The sequence below is a fragment of the Candidatus Woesearchaeota archaeon genome (assembly GCA_018303425.1).
Taxonomy (GTDB): Archaea; Nanobdellota; Nanobdellia; order Woesearchaeales; family JAGVYF01; genus JAGVYF01.
The window spans coordinates 1-21925 of sequence record JAGVYF010000021.1 but is presented as its reverse complement, the minus strand read 5'-3'; the positions used below and the strand labels follow the sequence as shown (position 1 = coordinate 21925).

Here is a 21925-nt window from a genome sequence, read left to right as displayed (position 1 = left end):
ATTTATCTTTCCTTTTTTTGTTAGGATAACCTTGTTTTATACATAAATAATATAAACTATAATAACTTAAAAATTTAATATGTTTAAAAGAGGACAGGTTGAAACTCCTATAAATTGGATATTTGTGCTTATGGCCGGTTCAGTTATATTATTATTTTTTGCAATTGTTATTTATAGGATTCAGGGAACAGTTGAAAAACAAGCTTCAGCAACTCTGATTACTAGCTTAAATTCTATTTTTTCCGGAATGGGCCTGAGCAGTGATACTTCAGCAGTAATACCTAACCTTCCTAATTCAGAACTTTTTTTTAATTGCCAAGGATATTCATCAGGAGATTTAACAGGGGGCTTTGAAGAGCGTTTAACCTTTGCTCCTTCAACTCTTAATATTCAACCTTTAATTGTGTGGTCTATGCCCTGGAACATGCCTTTTTTTATCTCCAATTTTTTATTTATTACAACTTCAAATATAAAATATGTATTTGTGCATGATGAGGCTGGCGCTTCTAACTCTTTGAAGCTTAAGATTGAAGCATTATTATCGGAACATATCACTAAACAATTTGTTAAATCTTCTTCAAGTTTACAGGAAGAAGGAACTATAACTAAATTTATTTTTCTTAATATGGACCCTGAATCCTTACACCCTTCTTTTATTAATCTTAGAGTTAATGCGCTAAAAATTAATGCTAATGGTGTTGTTTCTTTTTATGAAAAATTGCCAGGGGTCAATAAATTTGAATTAAAATTAAATCCTTCCAGTGTTTTCTTTGACGATGCTACTTTGATAGCTTCTATTATGGTGGATAATGCAGAATATTATGAATGTATGTTAAGCAAGGCAATAAAAAGGTATGAACAATTAGCATACATTATCAGCGAAAGAGTATCTTCTCTCAAAAGTTTGGTTCCTGTATGTAATCAGAGGTATAATCCGGCAGCTGCAAATTTATATAGCTTTTTATCTTCAACGTCATTTATTGAAGAAAAAGAAGAAGATGTATTATCTTATCTTAATAATATCAAAACTTTAATTAATCAAATAAAAGCGAATAACGAAGAGTTGCCACTGCACTCTTGTCCGCCAATCTATTAAGATGAATAAAAAAGCTCAACTTAAAATGGTCGAGAATATCGGAGTACTAGTTATATTTTTAGTATTGATAGTGATCGTAATAATTTTTTTTATGGCATTCCAATCTGGTTCAATTGAAGAACAAGTTTCAGAGTTCAAGACCAGAAATGCCGTACAGCTGGCAACTAAAATCGCATTGCTCCCTGAGTTTCAATGCAGAAGAAATAATGTACTGGAAGATCATTGCATAGATATTTTAAGAATGAATAGCGCAAGGTTAATAATGTCTGATACAGCTAATGAAGATTATTATTTTAGGATTTTAGGGTATAGCACAATAAAAACTCAATCAATTTATCCTGAAATGTTTGGTGTAACACTCTATAATAAAGTAAAACCCTTATTTTCAAACAATGATACTTTTTCAATCCCTATTTCAATATATGACCCTATTAATAAGATTTATAATTACGGAATACTGGAAGTGAACGTGTATGGTTAAATGTCAAAAATTAAAAAAATTTAATCATTTTAGATTATATATGCATTATTCAAAGAGAGCGCAGATAGAAATTTTAGGAATTGCAGTTGTGATATTAGTTTTGTTGGCAGGCACAATTTTTTTTATAAATTTAATCCCTCCCTTAAATTCCCGGTCTGTTGTAGTTGATGTCGCAAGGACCGAAATAGGAGCCAATACTTTGAACACTTTATTAAAAACAACCACTCCCTGCAAACAACTTAAAATATCGGAATTAATTACTGATTGTGTTGACGGCGCAGCTATTTCATGTTCAACTCAAAATTCCTGCGAGTATTTACAAGGTCAGATTGGAATTATCCTTGAACAGACTTTGGCCGAGTGGGGCATTGATTATCAGTTTGATATTTTAGAATTGCAAGATGCAGATTATGTCAGTAAAGGTCTTGAAATCAAAACTAAAACGTGCAAAACATATGAACATTACGAACAAATCTTGCCGACCCAGATAACTCTAGCTAAGGCAAGTTTAGACCTTTGTTAGAATCTCATTATTCTTCCATTAAAATCTTTTTTTGCAAGTAAAACGACTCTTGATTCTGCCTTTTCATCAATTATTTTTAGATCAGGATAATTTTTTATAATCATTTTAGCAAACTCAACTATTTCATGGTGCATAGGCATTGATTCTTGAGCTAACCGTTTTCTTGAATGTCCGACCCATACATACGCTTTTAGTTCAAAGAAGTTAGCTTCAATCTTTTTGAAAAGTTCTGCGTACTTTTCCGGTTTGATTAAATTAATATTTTTAACAAGCGTAAGTCTAATAGTTTTTCGTGTATTAATTTTATTATATATTTTAATTGATTCCAGTATTTTTTCCCATGAATCTTTAATAATAGGGTGACAAGTTTTAATGTAGGATTCTTTATCCGGGGCAGGCAATGTTAAATATAATTGCGTAGGTTCATGTCCCTTTATTTTTTCTAGCATTTCAGGGTTTGTGCCATTTGTTACTAAAAAAGAAGTCATTCCTCTTTTAGTTATTTCATCAATCAATTCAGGCAATCTGGGATAAAGAGTTGGTTCTCCGCTTAATGATATTGCAAAATGCAGGGGGTTTAAAGATTCTTTATACTTTTTTTGATCTGCTTTATCATTGCCTCCAAATCCTTGTAAATATTTAACTTGGGCTTCAATGCACCCGTTGATAATTTCTTTAGGCTCGTCTACAGGTCCGTTCCATTTAGGTTCAGTAAACGCTATATCTCTCCAGCAAAATACGCACCTATGCCCGCAATAAGGTAAGGCAGGGGTCATCTGGACACATCTATGTGTTTCAATGCCGTAAAATGTATTTTTATAGCATACATCTTCACACTTAATAGCCTTTTTTGACCACATGCAAAGTTTAATTGCGCTATGATTACCAACAATTCGGTAGCCTTGTTTTTCTAAATCCTTTCTTTTATTTTCCGATATAATCATTCTAGGCTTGTTTTCATGTAAAGATATTTAAAGGTTAGGGTTTTCTTAATTTTATGCAGTTCAAAAATGCGTGGCACATTCTTGAAGAAGATGAAACTTTCATTAATTGGAAAAAAAAGCACCCCGTTGCTATTTTTTCTTATGCATTCACCACTCTCGATAAAGAAATAATGGAAGATTGGCAGATAGGGTTTTATGATCCAGAAGAGGACAAGATTACAACTTTTAGTTTAATGAATCAGAAAATAGTTGATAATAGAACTGATGAAGTTTTTAAGGAACCGGGTTCAAGGATAAATCCTGTTGAAATGAATAAAGTTAAACTTACAGTTAATGAAATTCTTGTAATCGTTGATTCTTTCTTGAGAAAGGAGTATTCTGGTGAAGTAGTAAATAAAAAAATAATGATACTTCAAAATTTGCCCGAATTTGGAACTATATGGAATATTACGGCGATTAGCTTTAATTTTAATTCTGTTAATTTAAAGGTTGATGCTGAAACTGGCAGGGTTAAGGTTCATAAATTAACTTCTTTAAAAGAGATGTTTTCAAAAGATTCGCTATTATGAGTTCGTAACTTTTAATTATCCCTCATAGGTGGTATCGGCTTACAGGACAATATTCTTTATAAATCTTTAAATTATAAAAATTAGTGAAGAGGTGATTTAAGATTAGCATAAGTTATAACGCACAAAGAGGTTGTTTACCCTTAGACAAGTTTTCCAAAAAAAAGAAGGAAGAAAAAAAAGAAGAATAAATTTTAATTTTATATTTTTCTTTTAAGATAGGCTTGATATGCTGAATGATTAATTACATTTTTTAGAATTTCTTGACTAACAACTTCAATACTTGGTTCTCCATTAACAACTATAAATCTGTTAGGATTTTCTATTGCAATTTTGTGATACATATCTCTTACTCTCATATGAAAATCTCTCTCTTTTTTTTCAAAATAATCTAAATTGTCACCTTTTTTCCTTTTCATAGCGGTTTCATAACTTGCATCAACTAAGAAAGTAATATCCGGTTCAAGTCCTTTTGTAGCGATTGCATTGAAAGCGTCAATCATGTTTAAATCAAGTCCTCCGCCACCGCCTTGGTAAGCTCTAGTTGAATCTGCATATCTATCACAGATTACTATGTTACCATTTACAAGATTTTTTAATAGAAATCTTTGATGTAAGGCTCTATCAGTTAGCATTAAAAATAAATCTGCTTCTGGACTTCTTTCCTCTTCATTAAAAAAGTAAAGTTGTCTAATTTTTGATTGTAAATCTGATTCAGGCCCGCCTGGTTCTTTTGTTAAAGGCGCAAGAGTTTCAAATTCTTTATTCAATATATCATATATCCTTTTAGATTGAGTACTTTTACCTGAACCTTCTGGTCCTTCAAATGTAATAAATAATCCTGAATAGTCAATTCCATTATTTTTTTTGTTCGGGGTTTCTATCATGTATTTCATTGTATCTCACCTTTTAGTATACGTTAAGAATGAAAAATCTTTCATTTTAAATTCTCTGACCTTTCTCCAGTTTTCATAGTCAATTTTTGGGAAATATGTGTCACCTTTTACAATTCTGTGTACTCTCGTAAGTTCAAGCCGATCAACTAAAGGCAAAGATTCTTCATAAACTTTTGAACCTCCAATGACGTAGGCTTTATCATATTCATCTTCAAGTAGATTTATTGCCTCTTCCAAAGAACCTACCACTTCAATACCCTTATACCCATAATCCCGATTTCTTGATAAGATTATATTTCTTCTTTCTGGCAAAGGTCTGCCAATTGATTCATATGTTTTACGACCCATGATAATAGGGTAACCATGTGTTAATTTTTTGAATCTTTGTAAGTCTTCAGGAATATTCCAGGGAAGTTTATCCCCTATTCCTATCACATTATTTTCAGAAATTGCGGCTATTATTGTAAGTTTCATTATACAACTACATCAAATTTTATTTTTGGATGATGCTCGTAATTTACAAATTTAGTATCTTGGTATGTCCAATCAAATAATGAGGTAAACTTTTCAGTTTCTAAAATTGGCAAATAATATGGTTCTCGATTTAATTGTTCCCTAGCTCCTTCAATATGATTCTCATAAATATGCGTATCTCCTAAAAATCCCACTAATCTTCCTTCTTTTAATCTTGCCTCTTTTGCCAATAGATGCAATAAAATACCATAACTCGCAATATTAAATGGAAGACCCAACATAGTATCAACTGAACGCTGGTTCCACATTAAATTAAGTTTTCCATTTGTAACTGTAACTTGGTAACTCATATGACAAGGAGGCAGAGCCATCTTATCCAAATCTTCCGGATTCCAAGCACTAACAATCATTCTCCTATCATCAGGATTAGCTTTAAGTTTCTTTACTAAAATTTCAAGTTGGTCAATGCCCTTATTTTTATAACTTTCTTTTTCAAACATATTAGCTAATGATGCGTTAAGTGGTACTTGATTTGAATCAACATCACTTCTGCATTTTACATCAGGCAACTCTGCATTATCTTCTTCATTTTTAATTCCTTGATATTCTGCTCCAAAATGTCTCCATTGCCAGCCATAGATAGGTCCTAAATCGCGTTCTTCCATCATTTTTATTTTTGTTTCTTTATCATGTCCATAAGGTACTTTTTCAGGGTTGCACCATTCATTCCAAATGTTACATTTTCTATCTTGAAACCATTTTTTATCTGTTATTCCCTTTATGAATCCTTCAAGTTCAACTTTAATAGCATGTACAGCAACTTTTTTAGTAGTGATTAGAGGAAATCCATTATGCATATCATGTTCAAAAATTGTGCCGGATATAGAATAAGTTTTTACACCAGTTCTATTTTCTTTTAGTTCGCCTTCTTTAAGAATTCTATCGACTAAATCTAAATATTGTTTCATTTTGTAAAATTAAATTTATAACAATATATAACAATTTCTTGCGCAAAATCTATATATCCTATCGTGATAATCTATATATATCAACTAAAACCTTTTCAAAAGTGGTGACAAGATGATAATAGGATTAACTGGATATGCGCGGGCGGGTAAAGATTTTGTCGCAGATTTTTTAGTCCAAAATTATGGATTTACAAAATATGTTTTTTCAGACATACTTTCAGAGATGTTGAAAGAACTCAATCTTGAAAATTCAAAAGAAAATCAGTCCAAACTTGGCGTAGCATTAAGAAAAGTCTCAACGCAGCATATTCTTGCAACAATGCTTTGTGAAAAATTAAAATATCAAGAGAATATTGCAGTCTCGGGTTTTCGCAGTCCGGGCGAAGTTACACTTTTTAGGGATACGTTTGGCCCGGATTTTTCTTTGATATACATAAATAGAACTTTTGAAAATCGGTTTAAATTTAGAGAAGAGCTTCAACTTTCAGAGTCAGATTTTAAAAAACGTGATGAACGTGATGGCAAAGAAATGGGTTTAAACGGATTAATTGATAATAAGTTATATGATCATATCATTGAAAATAATGATACTGATTTCTTGTTATTCCAAAAACTTTCTGAATATATCGGGCAAATTAAAACTAAACGTGAGACTAGGCTTGCTCATGAAGGGAGGAAGATTGTAAAAAATAATTGCGATTTTATCAATTGGGTTGATTCGTTTCAGCGTGAAAATGGTTTTGACAGGCACAAAAAAGAACATTTTTATCTTGTTCAGGCTTGGGCGAATACAAGGATAGCGACATGTTTAAGGAGAAGGCATGGGGCAGTTTTAGTAAGCCAGAAAGATATTATAATTGGGTCGGGATATAATGGGGCGCAGCGCGGAATCATAGATAGTCTTGAAAGAAAAATGTGTTTCCGTGACACACTGGAAATTCCTCCTGGCACAAGATATGAAGCATGCATTTCCAGTCATGCTGAAGAAAATGCTATTGATTTTACATATGACAGACATGGTTTAGAAGGCGCAACCATTTATATTGTTGGTGTTGACAAAAATGGGGACATATATGATACTTTACCCTGCATCAACTGCGCAAAAAAGATTGTCCAGATAGGGATTAAAAGAATTGTTTGCGCTACAAGACCGGAAACTGATAAAAATTTGTTTAGAGTTTTAACCAGGCAGGATTTAATAAATAAGCTGGAAACTGGCGAATATTTTTCTGAGGATGTAAAACAGCACCCGGAGTTTAAAAAATATCAAGATAATGTTCATAATATAAGAAATACGTGGGAAAAATATAAGAAAAAAGAATAAGTTTATTCTAAAACTTTAACTTTGCCCGGCTTAGTTGTAAAAATATCTCCTTGTTCAAGTAAAGTTTTAATTATTTTTTCTGAATCACTGCCATAATTCTGAATAATAGTTTCAATATTTGCACCATCTCCCGAATCTAGTTCACGAATTTTTTGCAAAATTTCTTCTCCGTCTTTGGGGCTCGTATGCTCCATTTTTTCAGCAGTAGTAGAAGTTGGTTTAATTAGTGCTTCTTTTACATTTTTCAATTTATAAAATCCTTCATTATATAAACATTCTATTTCTTTTTTTCTGACCAATAACCATTTTGGGCTTACTCTTTTAATAATTTCAGGTAGAATATAACGTTCATTATTAAATTCTCGGATTTTACCAATCACATTTATAACATTGCCTATGTCATAATCCATTTTCAAACTGCCTCAGTACAATATTTGATTTACCATCATCAATGACCAGGTAGTTTTGTTCAGAATTAATTGGGCTTATTACAGTGCCTATTAAATTTACTCTGCTTATCTTTTTATCTCCGCACATAATGTAGTTTGGTTCCCACCCTTCTTGTTTAATAAAATCATTTGTATGTATATCTGAAAGACTAATTTTATATGCGATTTGTCTTTGTTTTATTGATTGTTCCATTTTTTTCTTACAATTTGCTTATGAAATCCCGCCTTGGTTCAAAAATATCTCCTGCAATCTTTAACTTAGTAAGCACATCATCTACCTCGCTTTTTTCAATATTTTTACTTTTTGCCATGTTAATTATTTCTTCAACAGCAATTATTTTTTGACCAGTTGTATTTTCAATATCATTAATTATTTCTTTAATTAAATGTATTTTTCCTCTTTGTGATGCAGTAATTCCTGAAGAAATCCTGTCGATGTCTATTTTTCCAGTCTCAGGATCAATCCCGATACCCCTCAAACAAAAGTCTAAAACTTCAATAGCCTTTCTTGCATCTTTTTTGGTAACTTTATCGCCCAACCTCAGTTTTGCGCTTGCTTCAGAGAGCCTGATTAATGCTTCAAGCTGCCTGGGTGAAATTGGCACTACTTGTACGCCTTCTTCTTTGCTGCTTGAATTTCTCATGTTGATATAATATTCTTCAATCTCATTTATTGCTGCATCCGTTAATTGAGGTTGTCTATTTTGTCTTGCGTATGAAATATATTTTTTGATAAAATTAGTATCAAGTTCTGCTTTTTGGCTGTCTGGCGCTTGGTGCAATAACAACATATGTCTTGCCATAATTTTATCTTTTTCAGTGTTAGGTAAATCTTTGATAGGAAAAATTAAATCAAACCTTGTAATCAATGCAGGAGGTAAGTTTATTTGAGCTGCAATTAATCCGGAAGGATCAAATCTTCCATATTTAGGGTTTGCAGCAGCAAGCACAGTTGTTGCGCATTTTAAAGTAGCTTGAATGTTTGCTTTAGAAATAGAAACAGTTTGCTGTTCAAGCGCTTCATGCATCGCACTTGTATCTTCTTTACTCATTTTATCCATTTCATCTATCATGCAAAACCCATTATTGCACAAGGGCAATGCTCCGGCCTCCAAACTCCAGCCATTTAATAATTCATCTTTAACAACTGATGCAGTTAATCCTGCGCCTGATACTCCTTTACCAGAGACATATCTTGCTTTTGGTGTAACTTTAGCCATACGTTTTAAAAGCTGTGATTTACCCGCACCTGGATCACCTATTAATAAAACATGAATGTCTCCTCTTGTTCTCATCCCATCTCCTCTTATCTTTACTACTCCGCCTACTGCCTGTAAAAGTAATGCCAGTTTGATTTGGTCATATCCGTAAATAGAAGGTGCCACACACTGCACTAGTTTTTTTATTGCTTTTGGATCCTGACTTAATTCGATAAAAGCTTTTTCATCTTCATCGTTTATTTTGATTTCATAAAAATCTTCATTTATTGGTTCAATATAATTAGCAAATATCATTAAATCAAAGAGCGTAGATTGTCCCCCACTTTTCGAGGGAATCGGTATTTCATTGACTATGCCAGAAACTTTGATTTTACTCCCGGGGTTTGTTTTTTTTTCAGTGAGAGGGGAAACCAAATCTTCTTTCAAAAAAAGAGACATTCGTTTTGGTTGTTCTCCTCCATCAAGATCATCTGGGGCTTCTTCTAAATTAATTTTTTGCACATCTATCAACTCTTTAGATAATAATTTAAATTTGCCTTTTCTTCCGCATCCGCACCTGCTGGGTTCTTTAAATTTAGGTTCTAATTGTAGAACGTTTATAATATTTCCACAACTGGGGCATTCAAAATTTGCATTTGTTACTTGGGGCCTTACCTCTGTTTTTTGCCTTACAACTCCTTCAATGCACAATAAGGCGCCAAGATGTTTGCTCCTTATATCTCTTATTTTAATTTTTTGTGTATCGGGTAAATTTTTAATTCTTACTCTGAAATTTATAATTGATTTTGGCAATTCAAAATTTTCAATCGCAAGTTCGGCCGCTCTTATAACTTCTTTAGGATTTTCCAATAAGTTTTCGGATAACTCTGAATCAAACTTGGAAAGTTCTTTGAAATCAATTGCAAAGAAATATTTGTTTTTTCTTATATTTTCTAAAATATCTACATGATGATATAATTCAAAGAATTCTTGAAATTTTCTTATCTGTTCGCCTGCTTCCAAATCTATTTCCCCCTTGCTTAGTATAACAGAGAAAAAGAAAACAAGTATTTATAGATTACTTGTCTATAATGTATATTAAACGAATTTAATATAAGAAAGCCTTTGAAATTGCATCCTTTTATAGTAATAAATTTATTTCTTAACTTTCTTTAAATTTTCTATTAATTTGTCTACAGCATTATCAACTTCATCTTCTGATTTGGTGCCAGTACAAACAATTTTACCATTGCTGAATAATAAAAATGTTGCCCTATCACTACCGGTTTTTCCTCCCAGCTTATAAACTAAACCGGGGAACTGTTCAGGTTCGTATTCAGTGTTAGGCAATTTCATAGCCAGCACGTTAAGATTAAGGTCCATGCCTATATTGCCTGAAGCAACAATGTTTTGAACATTAATTTCAGGGGTAATTTTAATTTTAATGTCAATTTTTTCTAATGTTTTGATAATTCTTCCAATAGATTTACTTACTTCATCCATTGTTTTTGCGCCAGTGCAAACTACTTTACCGCTGCTAAACACTAAAGCGGTTGTTTTAGGATCTTTTATTCTCAATACTAAACCCGGAAATTGTTCTGGATTATATTCGGTATTAGGCAATGTTGATGCCATTTTTTCTAGCGGAACATCATGTTCTAAAGAAGTTGATACAACAATATTAACAACCCGAATTTCTTTGTTTTTGGTCATATTTATTCCCCCGTTCATTTAAAAATGAAATATATCTTAGTTAATCAAGTTTTGTTTATAAATGCTTCTATTATATTATAAATAGTATATAAATGAATATATAACATAAGATTACTATTTTTATTTAGTAAACTCAGTAAATCCACATTTCCCGCAACTTACCCTATTTTTGTGTTTTGCCATGAAAATGCCAATTCCACATTTAGGACAAAATTTGTTTTTTCTATTTGCGGTATTCCCAGAAATTTCGTATAAAGTATACCTTTTATTGCTGTGTTTTGATTTTGCTGATCCTTTATCTTTTGATTTTGGTTGTGCTTTTTGTGCCATATTATCCCTCGGTTTATATGCCGAAATTCAATGAATTTTTCGCTACAGATTTTTAGACTTGGGCATCTGTTTTTTTTTCTTCAGCGACTTTTTTTGTTTCTTTTTCCAATTTAGCGCATTCTGCTTTTTCTTTTTTATTAAGAAACTTTTCTAAAATTGCTTCATTGTTATACACGCGCGCTACTATTTTTGCACTTTGACTTCTATAATCATTATAAATATGTTCAATTTTTATAAGATTAATTTTAGCATTAATTTTTTTTGCAATGCTTTCCCTTAACTCTGTATAAGAAGGCGTTGAACCATTAAATTTTATTTTACCCGTTATTATCTTCATTGCCAATAATGGCATTTCTTGTTGTTCTATGTTGATTTCCATTGTTGTCACTTTTATTTAATTTTAATTGCATATTCTCCTTTCATTGTTAATCCCATTTGTTTTGAAATGTGGGACTTGTTTGAGTCAATTACATACATTCTACCATTCCACGAATTGCTAAAATTACTATTTTGACATATAGGGCACTTGTCGCCTTCTACAAAAATTTTACATTTTTTACATGCTTTTTTTTTGGTCATTAGCTTTTAAAAAATAACTGAAAAAACACATAGACATTTACCAACCTCATTGGTTTAGTCATATTTTTCTTTAGTTTTTCTTTCCTCCTTTTTCTTTTTCAGAGTTAATTTCTTCTGCAATCCAATCCAGTTTTCCCAAACCGGATTGTCTCATGGTTAAACCTAATTTAGGGTTGCTGATATCCTTAAAAGACAATGCAATCATTCTCGCTCTGCAAACATCTCCAACTTTAAGCATTCTTTTTGAATCTTTACCTGCTAGAGTTTTATCTTTTGAAAATGATACAAAATCATCCATGGTTTGAGATACATGAATCATTCCTTCAGCAGGACCAAGGCACATAAAGGCGCCAAATTCGGCAATATCTTTAATTCTCCCAATTACAACTTCTTGTAGTTCAGGTTTATATATTAATAATGTAAATATAGTTTCATAATAATTAGCACCATCACCCGGAATGATTACTCCATCTTTGATTTCTTGAACATCTGAAACATCTATCACTATTCCCAGTTCTTTTGAAATATAACCTTCATAATCTTTTTTTATGCTTTTTATGATAGCTAGTGTTTGGTCTAATCCAAAATCATTTGGAGCAACTCTTATATAATCTTTAATTTGACTTAAGTAAAACATTTTATTTAACCTTTTTGTTTATTATTATTAGATACTTTTTTTGTCTCAAAGTAATATATTCCGCGCCAATTTTTTTAAGTCGGTTTTTTAGTTCTTTATCTTGAGTTACTGCGATAAAGCCCTTTTTGGCTAAATTAACTACAATATCATCAGTATATCCTTCATTTTCGCTGAGGATTTTTAAATCTTTTGATTTTATAAGGCTAAAACCTACTGAAGCTGCCCGTTTATCTGCAACTTTACCTTCAGTTTTGAGTTTTTCTAATTCAATAATAGTTTGCTTTAAAATCCAAATTTCATATTTAAAATCACAAATTCTTTTAATTTCTTCAAAAATATCTACTTTATATTTTTCAGGTACGAGCAAGATGTTTGTATCCAATATTATTTTTTTCATAATAATATCTTTTCACAAAATCAGTTTATAAATATTGGTATTAATTGGCGCTGTCCAGAAATTAATAAATATGTATACTGGCGATAATAATGTATGACAAAACACAATAAAATCGGAATCCAGTATACGTTAAAACAATTGCAGAAACTAGTTAAAAAAGTTTGCTATCAAAAGCAGATTTCTCAGTACCATTTTAAGTTTGGGCCTAAAATCTACACACAACACCAATTTGTAGCCTTGCTGATATTGTATGCAAAATCTGGCAAATCACTTCGTAATTTTGTAAAATCCCTCTATGAATCTAAATGGCCTAAATGGTTAAAACTAAAAGAGATCCCTTCTAAAAGCTCGATTCATTCTCATTTCGAAAGGATTGGTCTTACAATTATTAGAAATCTTAATTTGGTTATAACCAAATTAAAAGAATCAATACATTATGCAATAGATTCTACTGGAATTGATTCTTATTATGCTTCTAAACATTATGAAAAAAGAATAAATCGCATTCATAGACCATACTTAAAATTAAGCGTTCTGGTTCAAAGCACAAGATATTATTTTAGGGAGGTTTTTAAATGGGCAGAACTAAATTAAAGATGCGAAATAATTACGAGATAACACAACAGAACCATATATTAGAAAGTTTTATAATTACAAAATGCTACAAGTCAAATAGAAAGAGGTAATAATGGAATCTATAAGTTATTTAACTTATTTAGGGGTAGTAGTTCTTTTAGGTTTAGCTTGTAGCGTGATTTCTAAAAAGATAGCAGTACCTAATATCTTGTTATTAATTTTTACGGGAATTTTTTTAAATAAGTTTTGGGACATAATAAATGGGGGAGTTTTCTTTTTCCAAAAGTTAGGTTTTATTAAATCATATACCCCTTATTTAAGCGGACCGTTAATATTTTTTCCGCCGTTATTTATTGCTATATTAGCATTACTTGCATTAGTAATGATTGTATTTGAAAGCACTTCAAAATTTAAGTATAAGGATCTTGATGATTTTTCGCTTAGCGCTCTTAAACTCACAATAGTTTTTTTTGCAGTTAACTTTGCTATTCTCTCTATTTTAACAAACTTATTGTTTGGTTTAGAGAATATATTCCTGGCAGGATTATTTGCGGCATTGATGTCTGGAACTGCATCGGACGTAGTTATGTCTATGATAAAAGAAACAAAAAATGAAGTCATCAAGCTTTTAGAGATTGAATCAATATTCAATACGCCTTTAATTGTAATTATACCTTTTTTAATATTAGAACTTATATCAAATATTGGTTTTCTTTCATCTTCAATAATCATATCAAAACTTATTGAACAATTGATTCCGTTTTTACAGCAATTTATTACAGGAATTGGCGCAGGTGTAGTTATAGGGTTAGCTGCAGTTAAAATCTTGAGAGAACAACATTCGCATGTTCTTTCTCCATTGGCGTTAATATCAGCCGCCTTATTGACGTACATTTTAGCTGAGAATTTAGGAGGGAATGGAGTCCTTGCAGTAACTGCAATGGGATTTATATTTGGAAATATGGCATTAAAAGATAAAGGGCATATTCAAGAATTTTCCAAAATTTTTTCAATATTCCTTGAATTGGTGGTTTTTATTTTAATTGGTTTATTGATTGATGTTCCAATGACGTTCAGTTTTTTGAGTAAATCATTTGTGCTATTTTTAATATTTTTATTAATCAGATTAATTGCAGTTGAAGTAGCGCTTTTAAAGAATAATTATACATTTAAAGAAAAATTATTTATGAGTTTAGTAGTTCCAAAAGGGATTGCAACTGCAGTTGTTGCAGTATCCTTAATAGGGAATCAACTGTCCGGCATGGAAACGATTTTAGATTTAACTTTAATATTCATAGTTTATTCTATTGTTCTTGCATCAGGTGTCCTTAAATTTTCTAAATTTTTTATAAATCTTAAATTAGTTGATGATAGGGATACAGTTCGAAAATCTGTTTTCAAAAAAAGTAAATAATAGGCAATATTATTTTATTATGTTGAAGCTTTTACTATGAAAAAAAGGAGGTATAATTTTTGTTCTCTATGAAATTTTCAAAAAATGAAGGTTTATAAAGTTACGAAACTTATATATATAGATAAATCTAAAAGAATAATATGGTTATAGAATCATTTACAAATCCTAAGCTGGCTGAAAAGAGGCCGTGGAGTTTATTGTTTTATGGATTTCTTTATTCATCAGTTGCAATTTTACTCTCTTTGTGGGTTTTTGCGCAGCAGGCTAGCATTATAATGGTATTTTTTACAGTTTTGGCTTGTACTCCTTTAATATATTTAACACAAAAACGTGAAGAAAAAATGGATATTTTGATTAAAGATGAAATTACATTATTAAATCAGCATCGGAAAGCTATAGATTATTTGATGTTTTTATTTGTAGGGATTACTATAGCATATGCTTTTTGGTACACTATATTGCCCCAATCTTTAGTGACCAATCTTTTTTCCATACAAACTCAAACAATTCTCAATATTAATAATCGGGTTTCAGGCAATTTAATTGAATCCTTATCTTTATTTTCAGATATATTATTTAATAATTTTAAAGTTCTGATATTTTGCATTATTTTTTCGTTTGTTTATGGTTTTGGGTCAATTTTTATTTTAACATGGAACGCTTCTGTGATTGGAACTGCAATGGGTAATTTTATTAAAGCAAATTTTGCTGCAATGGGAGGTGCATTTTTGGGTTTAAATTATTGGAAATCTTTTTCATTTGGAATATTAAGATATTTTGTTCATGGGTTGCCAGAGATTGCGGCATATTTCATTGCCGGGTTAGCCGGAGGAATTATTTCTGTGGCAGTAATAAATCGTGATATCGAATCTAAACGATTTGAAAAAATAATGTTTGACACATCACAATTAATCTTTATAGCTTTAATCCTTTTGGTGGTAGCCGCGCTGATTGAAGTTTATATTACTCCTTTATTTTTCAATTAGTTTTAATACTTTAGTCTTAGAAGTACACCCGGAAATTATTTTCACATTTTTCTTTAATAATCTAGAAAAAAATTTAATAATTTCGAGATTTGCTTTGTTTTTTTCAGCGGGTGATTTAATTTCAATCTTCAATACTTTTTTTTCATAATCCCAACTGCATATTTTAGTTTTAGCAGAGTTTGCTTTTACGGAACAAATTGGAATCCATAAGGGTTCATTATCTGCTTTAGCTAAAGAGCGCGAAGGTTTATCAGCCATTCTTTCAATTGTAGAACAACAGATGCAGGCGCATGTTAAATCATTAAAAGAATTAGGTGTAGATCTTGCAAAAATGGCTAAAGAATCTAAAATAAGTAAGTAAACTTTTATTTAGGTTAAATTCTGCTGAATAGCGCACAATCAGCCATTCTTATGCGCAGACTAAATGTTTTTGTCAAGCCCGATTTTTGTTATACATTTAATAAATCGAAAAATTAATTAACTCAATTATCCATTTAAATTTATGAAATATGAATTTTCATGTTTTGGGAACCAAAACATACAAGGCATGCATAAAACTACTTTTGAGATTGTTATTGATCATAATTTATCTTTAAATGGAGATTGTATAATTGGGACAAAGTCTAATTTTGATCCTGAAAAAATTAAACCGTTTCTGAAATCCAAAAAACTGAGTTTAATTCTTAAAGTTGAAAAATTAACTGAGATAATTCTATTTGTTCCTAATTCTGAATTCTTTGATTCAAGTGAACTTGTAATCAGGCTTGGAAAATTTATATCTAAAAGAACTTTGGGTATTGATGCAGATAAAGCTGCAATTCATATTAATCGAAGAATGATTGAACTTATGAAAAATCCTCTGCAAGAGATGAAAGTTATTCTTCAGTTTCAATAAAATTTAACCGTCTTGTTTTTGGCACATAATTTAAAATTTTACCATTTTTTAATTTACCACTGCCAAAATAATCCTTTTCATGTTTTATGATTACAAAGTTTTCTTCTTCAAAATTAACCGGTATCTCTTCGCCTTTTAACCATTCCTTTAATTCGTCTTTATCTAATTTTATTATGTTTTTATCTGAATAGGGCCCTATTAATTGTGAACCTTCAATTGATAGTCTTAACTGCCCCTTTTTTAATTCTCCCATATACAGCCCTAAAGAATCAATTTTAAGTTTCATAAAATCAATTTTACATATCTCTTTGTTTATACCATATACTTTTTCTTTATCTGTTTTAAGAAAAGCAAATTCTAGTTTGCTATTAAAACCCCAGTTTTTTTTAAATAACGTATGCAACTGTTTTATTTCTTTACTATTCATAAATTTAAATCTCATAAATAATTAAACCTCTTTTCATATTCTTTATGGGAAAACCATTCAAGAATGATACTAACTATTGTTACTTCATCAGTTTCAATAGTGTAAATAATTCTCCACGCGTTTGGGAGATCATACTTCCAAAGGTTGTTAATGCTATATTTCTGTTTGTATTCCTTGGGCCATAACATCTTTTTGATTTTAGTGCCACATATCGGATTCTTCTTTAAATCATCAATTGCACGATCTATGAAGTCAAAGAGTCTCTTATCTTCAAATTTTCCAGACTTCAAAGTATTAAAATGGGATTTGAGTTTTTGTGATACAAAGCTAACATTTATTGGTTTGTTATTCATCGTACAATTAAATCCTCAGAAATTAGTTTCTTTATTCTTTGCGGATTGTATGTCCATATCACACAACCTTCTTTATCAATGAAAATTTTACCTGATTCTTCTAAGTAGTTAAGTATAACTTGAAATGTTTGATACATCATTTTTTTGGGAAGTTTCTTCCATAATTGAAATTTTCCATATTCTTGACTATATTTTTGTACAATTGTTTCTACCATAATTACAGATTCGAGTGTTGGGCTATGCAAAATTGTAATTTGTTTCATATTATATAAAGATATATAATACCTGTATATAATAATTTCGGTCATAAAATCATTGTATGAATTTCGCCAAGGTTGCTAATGTCTGTTGGTCTGTTAATAATAAGATTTTTTATTAAATTGAAAATATTATATCTCGCTGCACTTACATTGTAAGTATTTTTTTCTAATCTTTAAGCGATGAATTGGGCATTACTGGTCCATTAAATACAAAAGATATATATCTTATCACTTACATTGTCAGTATTATCTTCCAACTTTTAATCCCTTAATTAGGCAATATGCCGATTTTATTTTTTTAAATTATTATCTAATTAAGTTATACTTACAATGTAAGTATTAACTATATATTTTATTATAATAGTAAGGTTTAAATATTAAATTATACCTACAATGTAATGTTTTGGGTAGAAAAAAAGGTGTAATTAGAGAGTCGTATATTGAATTTCCTAGTTCTGCAATTCCATATTCTCGAAAATTGGCAATTGATATTCCTGTTTCTTTGTTTTGTGATAGAACTTTAAGCATTTTTGAAGTCTTAATAGAGTTTTTGAAAGATACCCAAAACCTTTCTTATCACGAAATTGCAGTTTTGACTAATAGGAACGATAGGACTATTTGGACAATTTATAATCGGGCCAGTAAAAAAAGAAAAGGATATCCGAAACCAGATTTAATCTTTTCTGAAGTTACTGTGCCATTAAGTATATTTTTAGATAGAAAGGTTGCTGTGCTTGAAGCAGTTGTTCTTTATCTCAAAGAGAGGGGAGGGTATTCTTTCAAACAAATTGGGGATTTGCTAAGGCGCAGTGATAGGACTATTTGGACAGTTTATTCGAGGGCCAAACGCAAGACCGAAGGTTTGCGCGCAGAAGCCAAAGCTTCTCGCGAAAAATTAAACAATGATAAGAACTAAATTAAGTCAAAATGGATATTGGAATCAGATTTTGTTAGTTGCAATATTATTTTTCATGCTAACAATGTTCGTTTACATTGAACCAAGTATTACTAGTAAAGTTATTGAGTCCGGTGTTTGGATCCTAATATCTGACTTTAATTATACTGATGGTTCAGCATTATTTTCAAATACGCCAAACTCTTCACTGATTTATAATATGTCTGGCAACGTTGGTGTTATTTATCAGACTCGTGATGACTTTGGTATGATGGATGTTTATGCTGATTCAGTATTAATTGATACGATTGACATGTACTCTCAAGAGGTAAAATATAATGTTCAAAAAATTTATAATGTTGTTTATGAATTGAAATTGGTTGTCTCAGGAAATCAAAATAAAAAATCAAATGGCAATTATGTGGTTGTTGATAATGTATTAATTGATGTTGAGAGGGCATTAATTGATTTAAATGAGGCAAATGATTCTGTAGTTATTGTAAGCCCTAGTATCACTAGTAGTTCAAAAGAAGAAAATGAAATTATAATTAAGAGTAGCTCTGGACAAAGATTAAATTTAAAAATAAAAGATATAAAAAAGAAAATTAATAAGAATTATATAACTCAGCCCGATTCTAATCTTACAGAAGGAGTGTATAGTTTAAGTGTTGAACCTGAGAGGACCATTGTAGAAAAAATTGAGTTCTATGATATTCTTATCTCTAATCGTTCAGGAATGATTGGCATAGATGACATACCTTTAACCAAGTTCATGGAACATAATTTTACCCAAATATATGCAATAGATCCAACCAAAATTCTTTAATTGCAGAAGGTAAAGTTAATTCTGATTGTTCGGATTTACGGTTTGCAAATGCTTCTAATAATGATATACCTTACTATATTGATGAAGGTCCTGGCTTAACTTGTAATACAACTGAAACTTTGCTATGGGTGCAAGTGCCTGTAATGACTGCAAGTTCTAATACTACGATTTATATGTATTATGGAAATGTCAATGCAACATCTGAAAGTAATATTAGTTCAGTATTTACATATAAAATTGCAAAGGCTATCTATTATACAGTAGGTGAAAATGTGTATGATGGTAATATCAGAGTTGTGGCATATGATAAAAATACAAATATAATAGCTCCCGGAAAAACAATTTCACTAAATGCGGGCAAGTTCACTAATTTTTCTACTGCGGAATATGGCGGAACTGGCGCTTCAAGATTAAACGTAACCGGTGCTTTAATTGGCGGAGACGCTGATGAGGCAACCGGAGCAGAATTAAATCCGATTAGTTGGGCCGGGACTGAATTTGTGGTTGATAATGGAAGGGGGGCTTATGACTTATATTTCTATGCTCCTTTTGCAAGCATTACAATTAATTGTTATGAGGCAGTAAATAATTCTGGAACATGGGGAACTTCGCAGGATAGCGCAAGTTGTACTAAGAACGCAGCATGTTCTGCAACCACTAAAGTATGGACCAGCGGTAATTCAATATATTGCAATGCAACAGCTCCATTCTTGATGTTTGTAGAATCTACTACAAATGCAAATTTCCCTGTGTATCCATTAAGCAATGATATCTGGGGTGTAGCTCACGTTAGAACAGCAAACGCAGTTAACAATGCATGGATACAGGAATTAAGCAGCGCAGGAGACAATCGTTCTGGTACAAGGAGCATTGGTTATACTAGTTATTCTGCTGATGGGGCAGATGGTTCTGGTTTAGCATATCACATTACCTCAAATGCCACATCGCTGGGAGCTAATGAGCATGGTGACGGTGACGGCAATGAAAATGCAGCATTGCTTCCTGAAATTGAATTAGAAAAACAATATTATTTTTACAAAAATGGCGACTATGTTGCATTGTCAGCTACAGGAAAAAATACCAATTGCACTCTTTATTCCGGAAGGCAGTATTACATAAATAGAAGTGATTTATCCGGAGAGGCTAATGATTATCCATGGCCGAGCAAGATAGATTTGGGCACTGGCGCCGATGTCCAAACTTTTGCAGCTGGCGCAAAGGTAGAATGCACTTCTCCTGCAGGGGGTAATTGGGAAACAACTACTGACGATGAATCCGTATTATTTGGAAGAAAGTCTGCAAGGCAATATATGTGGCCTGAACCTAGTTATGTCATACTTGAAGAGGAAAATCAACCGCCTGCAATTACAAACGTTCTTTTGAATGCAACTTCAGCAAATAATCTTACTTCGGATAATTTGACATTATACTTTACTGCAACTGATATAAATGGAAATACAATAAAGAATATAACTAACTGGCTCATAAACGGCTCATCTATTGCAATATTAAATATGCCATTTGAAGCTGGTGGAAATACAACGCATAATGAAAATTATTTTACAAGGGATTATTCTACGGGGTTGCATAACGGCACGGTGAATGGAACAACATGGAATTCATCCGGCGGTTATAGCGGTTTTGGGGCTTATGATTTTGATGGAGTTAGCAGTTATATCGATGCCGGTGATATTGATGATATAGATACCTCCGCTGAGCTAAGTGGTTGCGCATGGGTGTATCATGACACATCAAGCAATGATGACACAATTTTTAAAAAATCGGCTTCACAGACAGATGGTATTATTTTTTACAGACAAAATTTCCAGACTGCTACTGGTAAATCTGATGTGTATGGCATATTTGTGGCTGACAGCGCAGATACAAGCAGTGCGCTGCTTACTTCGGATAATCTTTCAAGCCCATTGGAAAAATGGACATATGTCTGCTTTACTTATCTTGAAGGCAGTTCTACTGGGCTGAGGTTATATGTTAATGGTATTGAAGCGCCGGATAGTCCTGTTTCGGTTTCCGGCATTACAGCTCATGATGCAGGTTCAGAACCGTTTTTGATTGGGGCAAACTGGACCACATCAACACAGAGTTTTGATGGACGCATTGATGAAGTCATAGTTTGGAATAGGACTTTGTCATCTGCCCAGATTCAAGCATTATACAATAATAGAACTGATCTTATAGTTAGTCAGGAAACTTCAAGAGGTGATATATGGTCAGTAGAAGTTACGCCTAATGATGGAACACAGGATGGAACAACCGTAACTTCCAATTTAATCAGGATAGAAAATTCTGCTCCAGTAGCATCTAATGTAAACATAACTCCTGCAACTGTGACATCAATAACATCGGAAGTTGGCGGAACTTGGACATATACAGACGCAGACGGCGACCCGGAAAACGCAACTGTGTATGAGTGGTACATTAACGGGACACGGGCATTGAGTAATGGGTTAGTTGGTTATTGGGACTTTGATACCAATGGTTATGATAAAAGTGGAACGGGCAATAATGGGGTAGTTGTTGATGTCACAAATATTTCCGGTAAAATTAAAAACGCATTTGAATTTAACAGGACAGGCGGTTCACCAGCGGTTACAATTACTGATCATGCGTCAATAGAACCTACGCAAGAGATAAGCATTTCTATGTGGTTCAAACCCAATCAGATTAGTAAGCAATTTACTTTAATGTCAAAGTCT

At 31.8% G+C, this 21925-nt stretch carries 29 protein-coding genes; 12 read left to right on the top strand and 17 right to left on the bottom strand.

Annotated elements, in window-relative coordinates; genetic code table 11:
- Nucleotides 1–79 precede the first annotated feature (79 nt).
- From J4418_03550 to J4418_03540, 3 genes are read left to right on the top strand one after another with little or no spacing between them, the layout of a single operon-like run.
- Complete coding sequence (locus J4418_03550; protein MBS3113132.1) at nt 80–1096, top strand: hypothetical protein; 1017 nt, start codon at nt 80–82, stop codon at nt 1094–1096.
- A gap of 1 nt (nt 1097) precedes the next feature.
- Nucleotides 1098–1577, top strand: coding sequence for a hypothetical protein (locus J4418_03545; protein MBS3113131.1), 480 nt, complete (start codon nt 1098–1100; stop codon nt 1575–1577).
- The gene (locus J4418_03540) at nt 1570–2100 is read left to right on the top strand and encodes a hypothetical protein (GenBank protein MBS3113130.1); all 531 of its coding nucleotides are present in this window, start codon (nt 1570–1572) and stop codon (nt 2098–2100) included. Before J4418_03545 ends, J4418_03540 begins: the two co-directional genes overlap by 8 nt.
- Here the strand turns inward: J4418_03540 and twy1 are convergent.
- Nucleotides 2097–3044 carry a 4-demethylwyosine synthase TYW1 gene (gene twy1 / locus J4418_03535; GenBank protein MBS3113129.1) on the bottom strand — a complete coding sequence of 316 codons (948 nt, stop codon included), beginning with the start codon at nt 3042–3044 and terminating at the stop codon, nt 2097–2099. The genes J4418_03540 and twy1 overlap by 4 nt on opposite strands.
- Before the next feature lie 53 nt (nt 3045–3097).
- On the opposite strand from twy1, the gene J4418_03530 reads away from it, so the two are divergent.
- Nucleotides 3098–3613 carry a hypothetical protein gene (locus J4418_03530; GenBank protein ID MBS3113128.1) on the top strand — a complete coding sequence of 172 codons (516 nt, stop codon included), beginning with the start codon at nt 3098–3100 and terminating at the stop codon, nt 3611–3613.
- 197 nt (nt 3614–3810) lie between these two features.
- Here J4418_03530 and tmk read toward each other — a convergent pair whose 3' ends face one another.
- The 3 genes from tmk to thyA are packed head-to-tail and all read right to left on the bottom strand — an operon-like array spanning nt 3811 to nt 5948.
- On the bottom strand, nt 3811–4506 hold the full coding sequence (gene tmk / locus J4418_03525) for a dTMP kinase (protein ID MBS3113127.1): 696 nt from the start codon (nt 4504–4506) through the stop codon (nt 3811–3813).
- 6 nt (nt 4507–4512) lie between these two features.
- The gene (locus J4418_03520; protein ID MBS3113126.1) at nt 4513–4980 is read right to left on the bottom strand and encodes a dihydrofolate reductase; all 468 of its coding nucleotides are present in this window, start codon (nt 4978–4980) and stop codon (nt 4513–4515) included.
- A complete protein-coding gene (thyA, locus tag J4418_03515) occupies nt 4980–5948 on the bottom strand; it encodes a thymidylate synthase (GenBank protein MBS3113125.1) in 969 nt (322 codons plus the stop codon). The genes J4418_03520 and thyA overlap by 1 nt, the downstream gene beginning before the upstream one ends.
- Before the next feature lie 112 nt (nt 5949–6060).
- Between thyA and J4418_03510 the strand changes: the two genes are divergently transcribed.
- Nucleotides 6061–7272 (top strand): hypothetical protein, encoded by a 1212-nt coding sequence (locus J4418_03510; protein ID MBS3113124.1) that lies wholly within the window; start codon nt 6061–6063, stop codon nt 7270–7272.
- Between the two features lie 2 nt (nt 7273–7274).
- On the opposite strand, the gene J4418_03505 is transcribed toward J4418_03510, so the two are convergent.
- From J4418_03505 to J4418_03465, 9 genes are all read right to left on the bottom strand, one after another.
- The gene (locus tag J4418_03505; protein ID MBS3113123.1) at nt 7275–7682 is read right to left on the bottom strand and encodes a hypothetical protein; all 408 of its coding nucleotides are present in this window, start codon (nt 7680–7682) and stop codon (nt 7275–7277) included.
- Entirely contained in the window at nt 7672–7914 is a 243-nt protein-coding gene (locus J4418_03500) for a hypothetical protein (protein ID MBS3113122.1), read from the bottom strand. Before J4418_03500 ends, J4418_03505 begins: the two co-directional genes overlap by 11 nt.
- Nucleotides 7915–7921: 7 nt before the next feature.
- Nucleotides 7922–9943, bottom strand: coding sequence for a minichromosome maintenance protein MCM (locus J4418_03495; GenBank protein MBS3113121.1), 2022 nt, complete (start codon nt 9941–9943; stop codon nt 7922–7924).
- A 132-nt stretch (nt 9944–10075) separates the two neighbouring features.
- On the bottom strand, nt 10076–10633 hold the full coding sequence (locus tag J4418_03490; protein ID MBS3113120.1) for a TATA-box-binding protein: 558 nt from the start codon (nt 10631–10633) through the stop codon (nt 10076–10078).
- 120 nt (nt 10634–10753) lie between these two features.
- Nucleotides 10754–10963: a 30S ribosomal protein S27ae gene (locus J4418_03485; GenBank protein ID MBS3113119.1), complete on the bottom strand. Its 210-nt coding sequence runs from the start codon at nt 10961–10963 to the stop codon at nt 10754–10756.
- Between the two features lie 52 nt (nt 10964–11015).
- Nucleotides 11016–11342 (bottom strand): hypothetical protein, encoded by a 327-nt coding sequence (locus J4418_03480; GenBank protein MBS3113118.1) that lies wholly within the window; start codon nt 11340–11342, stop codon nt 11016–11018.
- A gap of 11 nt (nt 11343–11353) precedes the next feature.
- Complete coding sequence (locus J4418_03475; protein ID MBS3113117.1) at nt 11354–11542, bottom strand: DNA-directed RNA polymerase subunit E''; 189 nt, start codon at nt 11540–11542, stop codon at nt 11354–11356.
- A 70-nt stretch (nt 11543–11612) separates the two neighbouring features.
- Nucleotides 11613–12179, bottom strand: a complete 567-nt coding sequence (locus tag J4418_03470) for a DNA-directed RNA polymerase (protein ID MBS3113116.1) — start codon at nt 12177–12179, stop codon at nt 11613–11615.
- A gap of 1 nt (nt 12180) precedes the next feature.
- Complete coding sequence (locus J4418_03465; GenBank protein MBS3113115.1) at nt 12181–12576, bottom strand: hypothetical protein; 396 nt, start codon at nt 12574–12576, stop codon at nt 12181–12183.
- 93 nt (nt 12577–12669) lie between these two features.
- Here J4418_03465 and J4418_03460 point away from each other — a divergent pair, with 93 nt between their 5' ends.
- The 3 genes from J4418_03460 to J4418_03450 all read left to right on the top strand — a co-directional run bounded on the left by J4418_03460 (nt 12670) and on the right by J4418_03450 (nt 15552).
- Nucleotides 12670–13170, top strand: coding sequence for a hypothetical protein (locus J4418_03460; protein ID MBS3113114.1), 501 nt, complete (start codon nt 12670–12672; stop codon nt 13168–13170).
- Between the two features lie 94 nt (nt 13171–13264).
- Nucleotides 13265–14566 (top strand): cation:proton antiporter, encoded by a 1302-nt coding sequence (locus J4418_03455; protein MBS3113113.1) that lies wholly within the window; start codon nt 13265–13267, stop codon nt 14564–14566.
- Between the two features lie 140 nt (nt 14567–14706).
- Nucleotides 14707–15552 (top strand): stage II sporulation protein M, encoded by an 846-nt coding sequence (locus J4418_03450; GenBank protein ID MBS3113112.1) that lies wholly within the window; start codon nt 14707–14709, stop codon nt 15550–15552.
- Here J4418_03450 and J4418_03445 read toward each other — a convergent pair.
- Entirely contained in the window at nt 15538–15810 is a 273-nt protein-coding gene (locus J4418_03445; protein ID MBS3113111.1) for a YggU family protein, read from the bottom strand. The genes J4418_03450 and J4418_03445 overlap by 15 nt on opposite strands.
- 244 nt (nt 15811–16054) lie before the next feature.
- Here J4418_03445 and J4418_03440 point away from each other — a divergent pair, with 244 nt between their 5' ends.
- Nucleotides 16055–16447, top strand: a complete 393-nt coding sequence (locus tag J4418_03440; GenBank protein ID MBS3113110.1) for a DUF371 domain-containing protein — start codon at nt 16055–16057, stop codon at nt 16445–16447.
- On the opposite strand, the gene J4418_03435 is transcribed toward J4418_03440, so the two are convergent.
- The 3 genes from J4418_03435 to J4418_03425 are packed head-to-tail and all read right to left on the bottom strand — an operon-like array spanning nt 16428 to nt 17490.
- Nucleotides 16428–16874 carry a hypothetical protein gene (locus J4418_03435; protein MBS3113109.1) on the bottom strand — a complete coding sequence of 149 codons (447 nt, stop codon included), beginning with the start codon at nt 16872–16874 and terminating at the stop codon, nt 16428–16430. The genes J4418_03440 and J4418_03435 overlap by 20 nt on opposite strands.
- A gap of 11 nt (nt 16875–16885) precedes the next feature.
- Nucleotides 16886–17227, bottom strand: a complete 342-nt coding sequence (locus J4418_03430) for a type II toxin-antitoxin system RelE/ParE family toxin (protein MBS3113108.1) — start codon at nt 17225–17227, stop codon at nt 16886–16888.
- On the bottom strand, nt 17224–17490 hold the full coding sequence (locus tag J4418_03425) for a hypothetical protein (GenBank protein ID MBS3113107.1): 267 nt from the start codon (nt 17488–17490) through the stop codon (nt 17224–17226). Before J4418_03425 ends, J4418_03430 begins: the two co-directional genes overlap by 4 nt.
- A gap of 400 nt (nt 17491–17890) precedes the next feature.
- On the opposite strand from J4418_03425, the gene J4418_03420 reads away from it, so the two are divergent.
- From J4418_03420 to J4418_03410, 3 genes are all read left to right on the top strand, one after another.
- The gene (locus J4418_03420) at nt 17891–18403 is read left to right on the top strand and encodes a hypothetical protein (GenBank protein MBS3113106.1); all 513 of its coding nucleotides are present in this window, start codon (nt 17891–17893) and stop codon (nt 18401–18403) included.
- Nucleotides 18390–19208, top strand: coding sequence for a hypothetical protein (locus J4418_03415; GenBank protein MBS3113105.1), 819 nt, complete (start codon nt 18390–18392; stop codon nt 19206–19208). The genes J4418_03420 and J4418_03415 overlap by 14 nt, the downstream gene beginning before the upstream one ends.
- A gap of 134 nt (nt 19209–19342) precedes the next feature.
- A partial coding sequence (locus J4418_03410; protein MBS3113104.1) for a hypothetical protein occupies nt 19343–21925 on the top strand: 2583 nt, incomplete at its 3' end.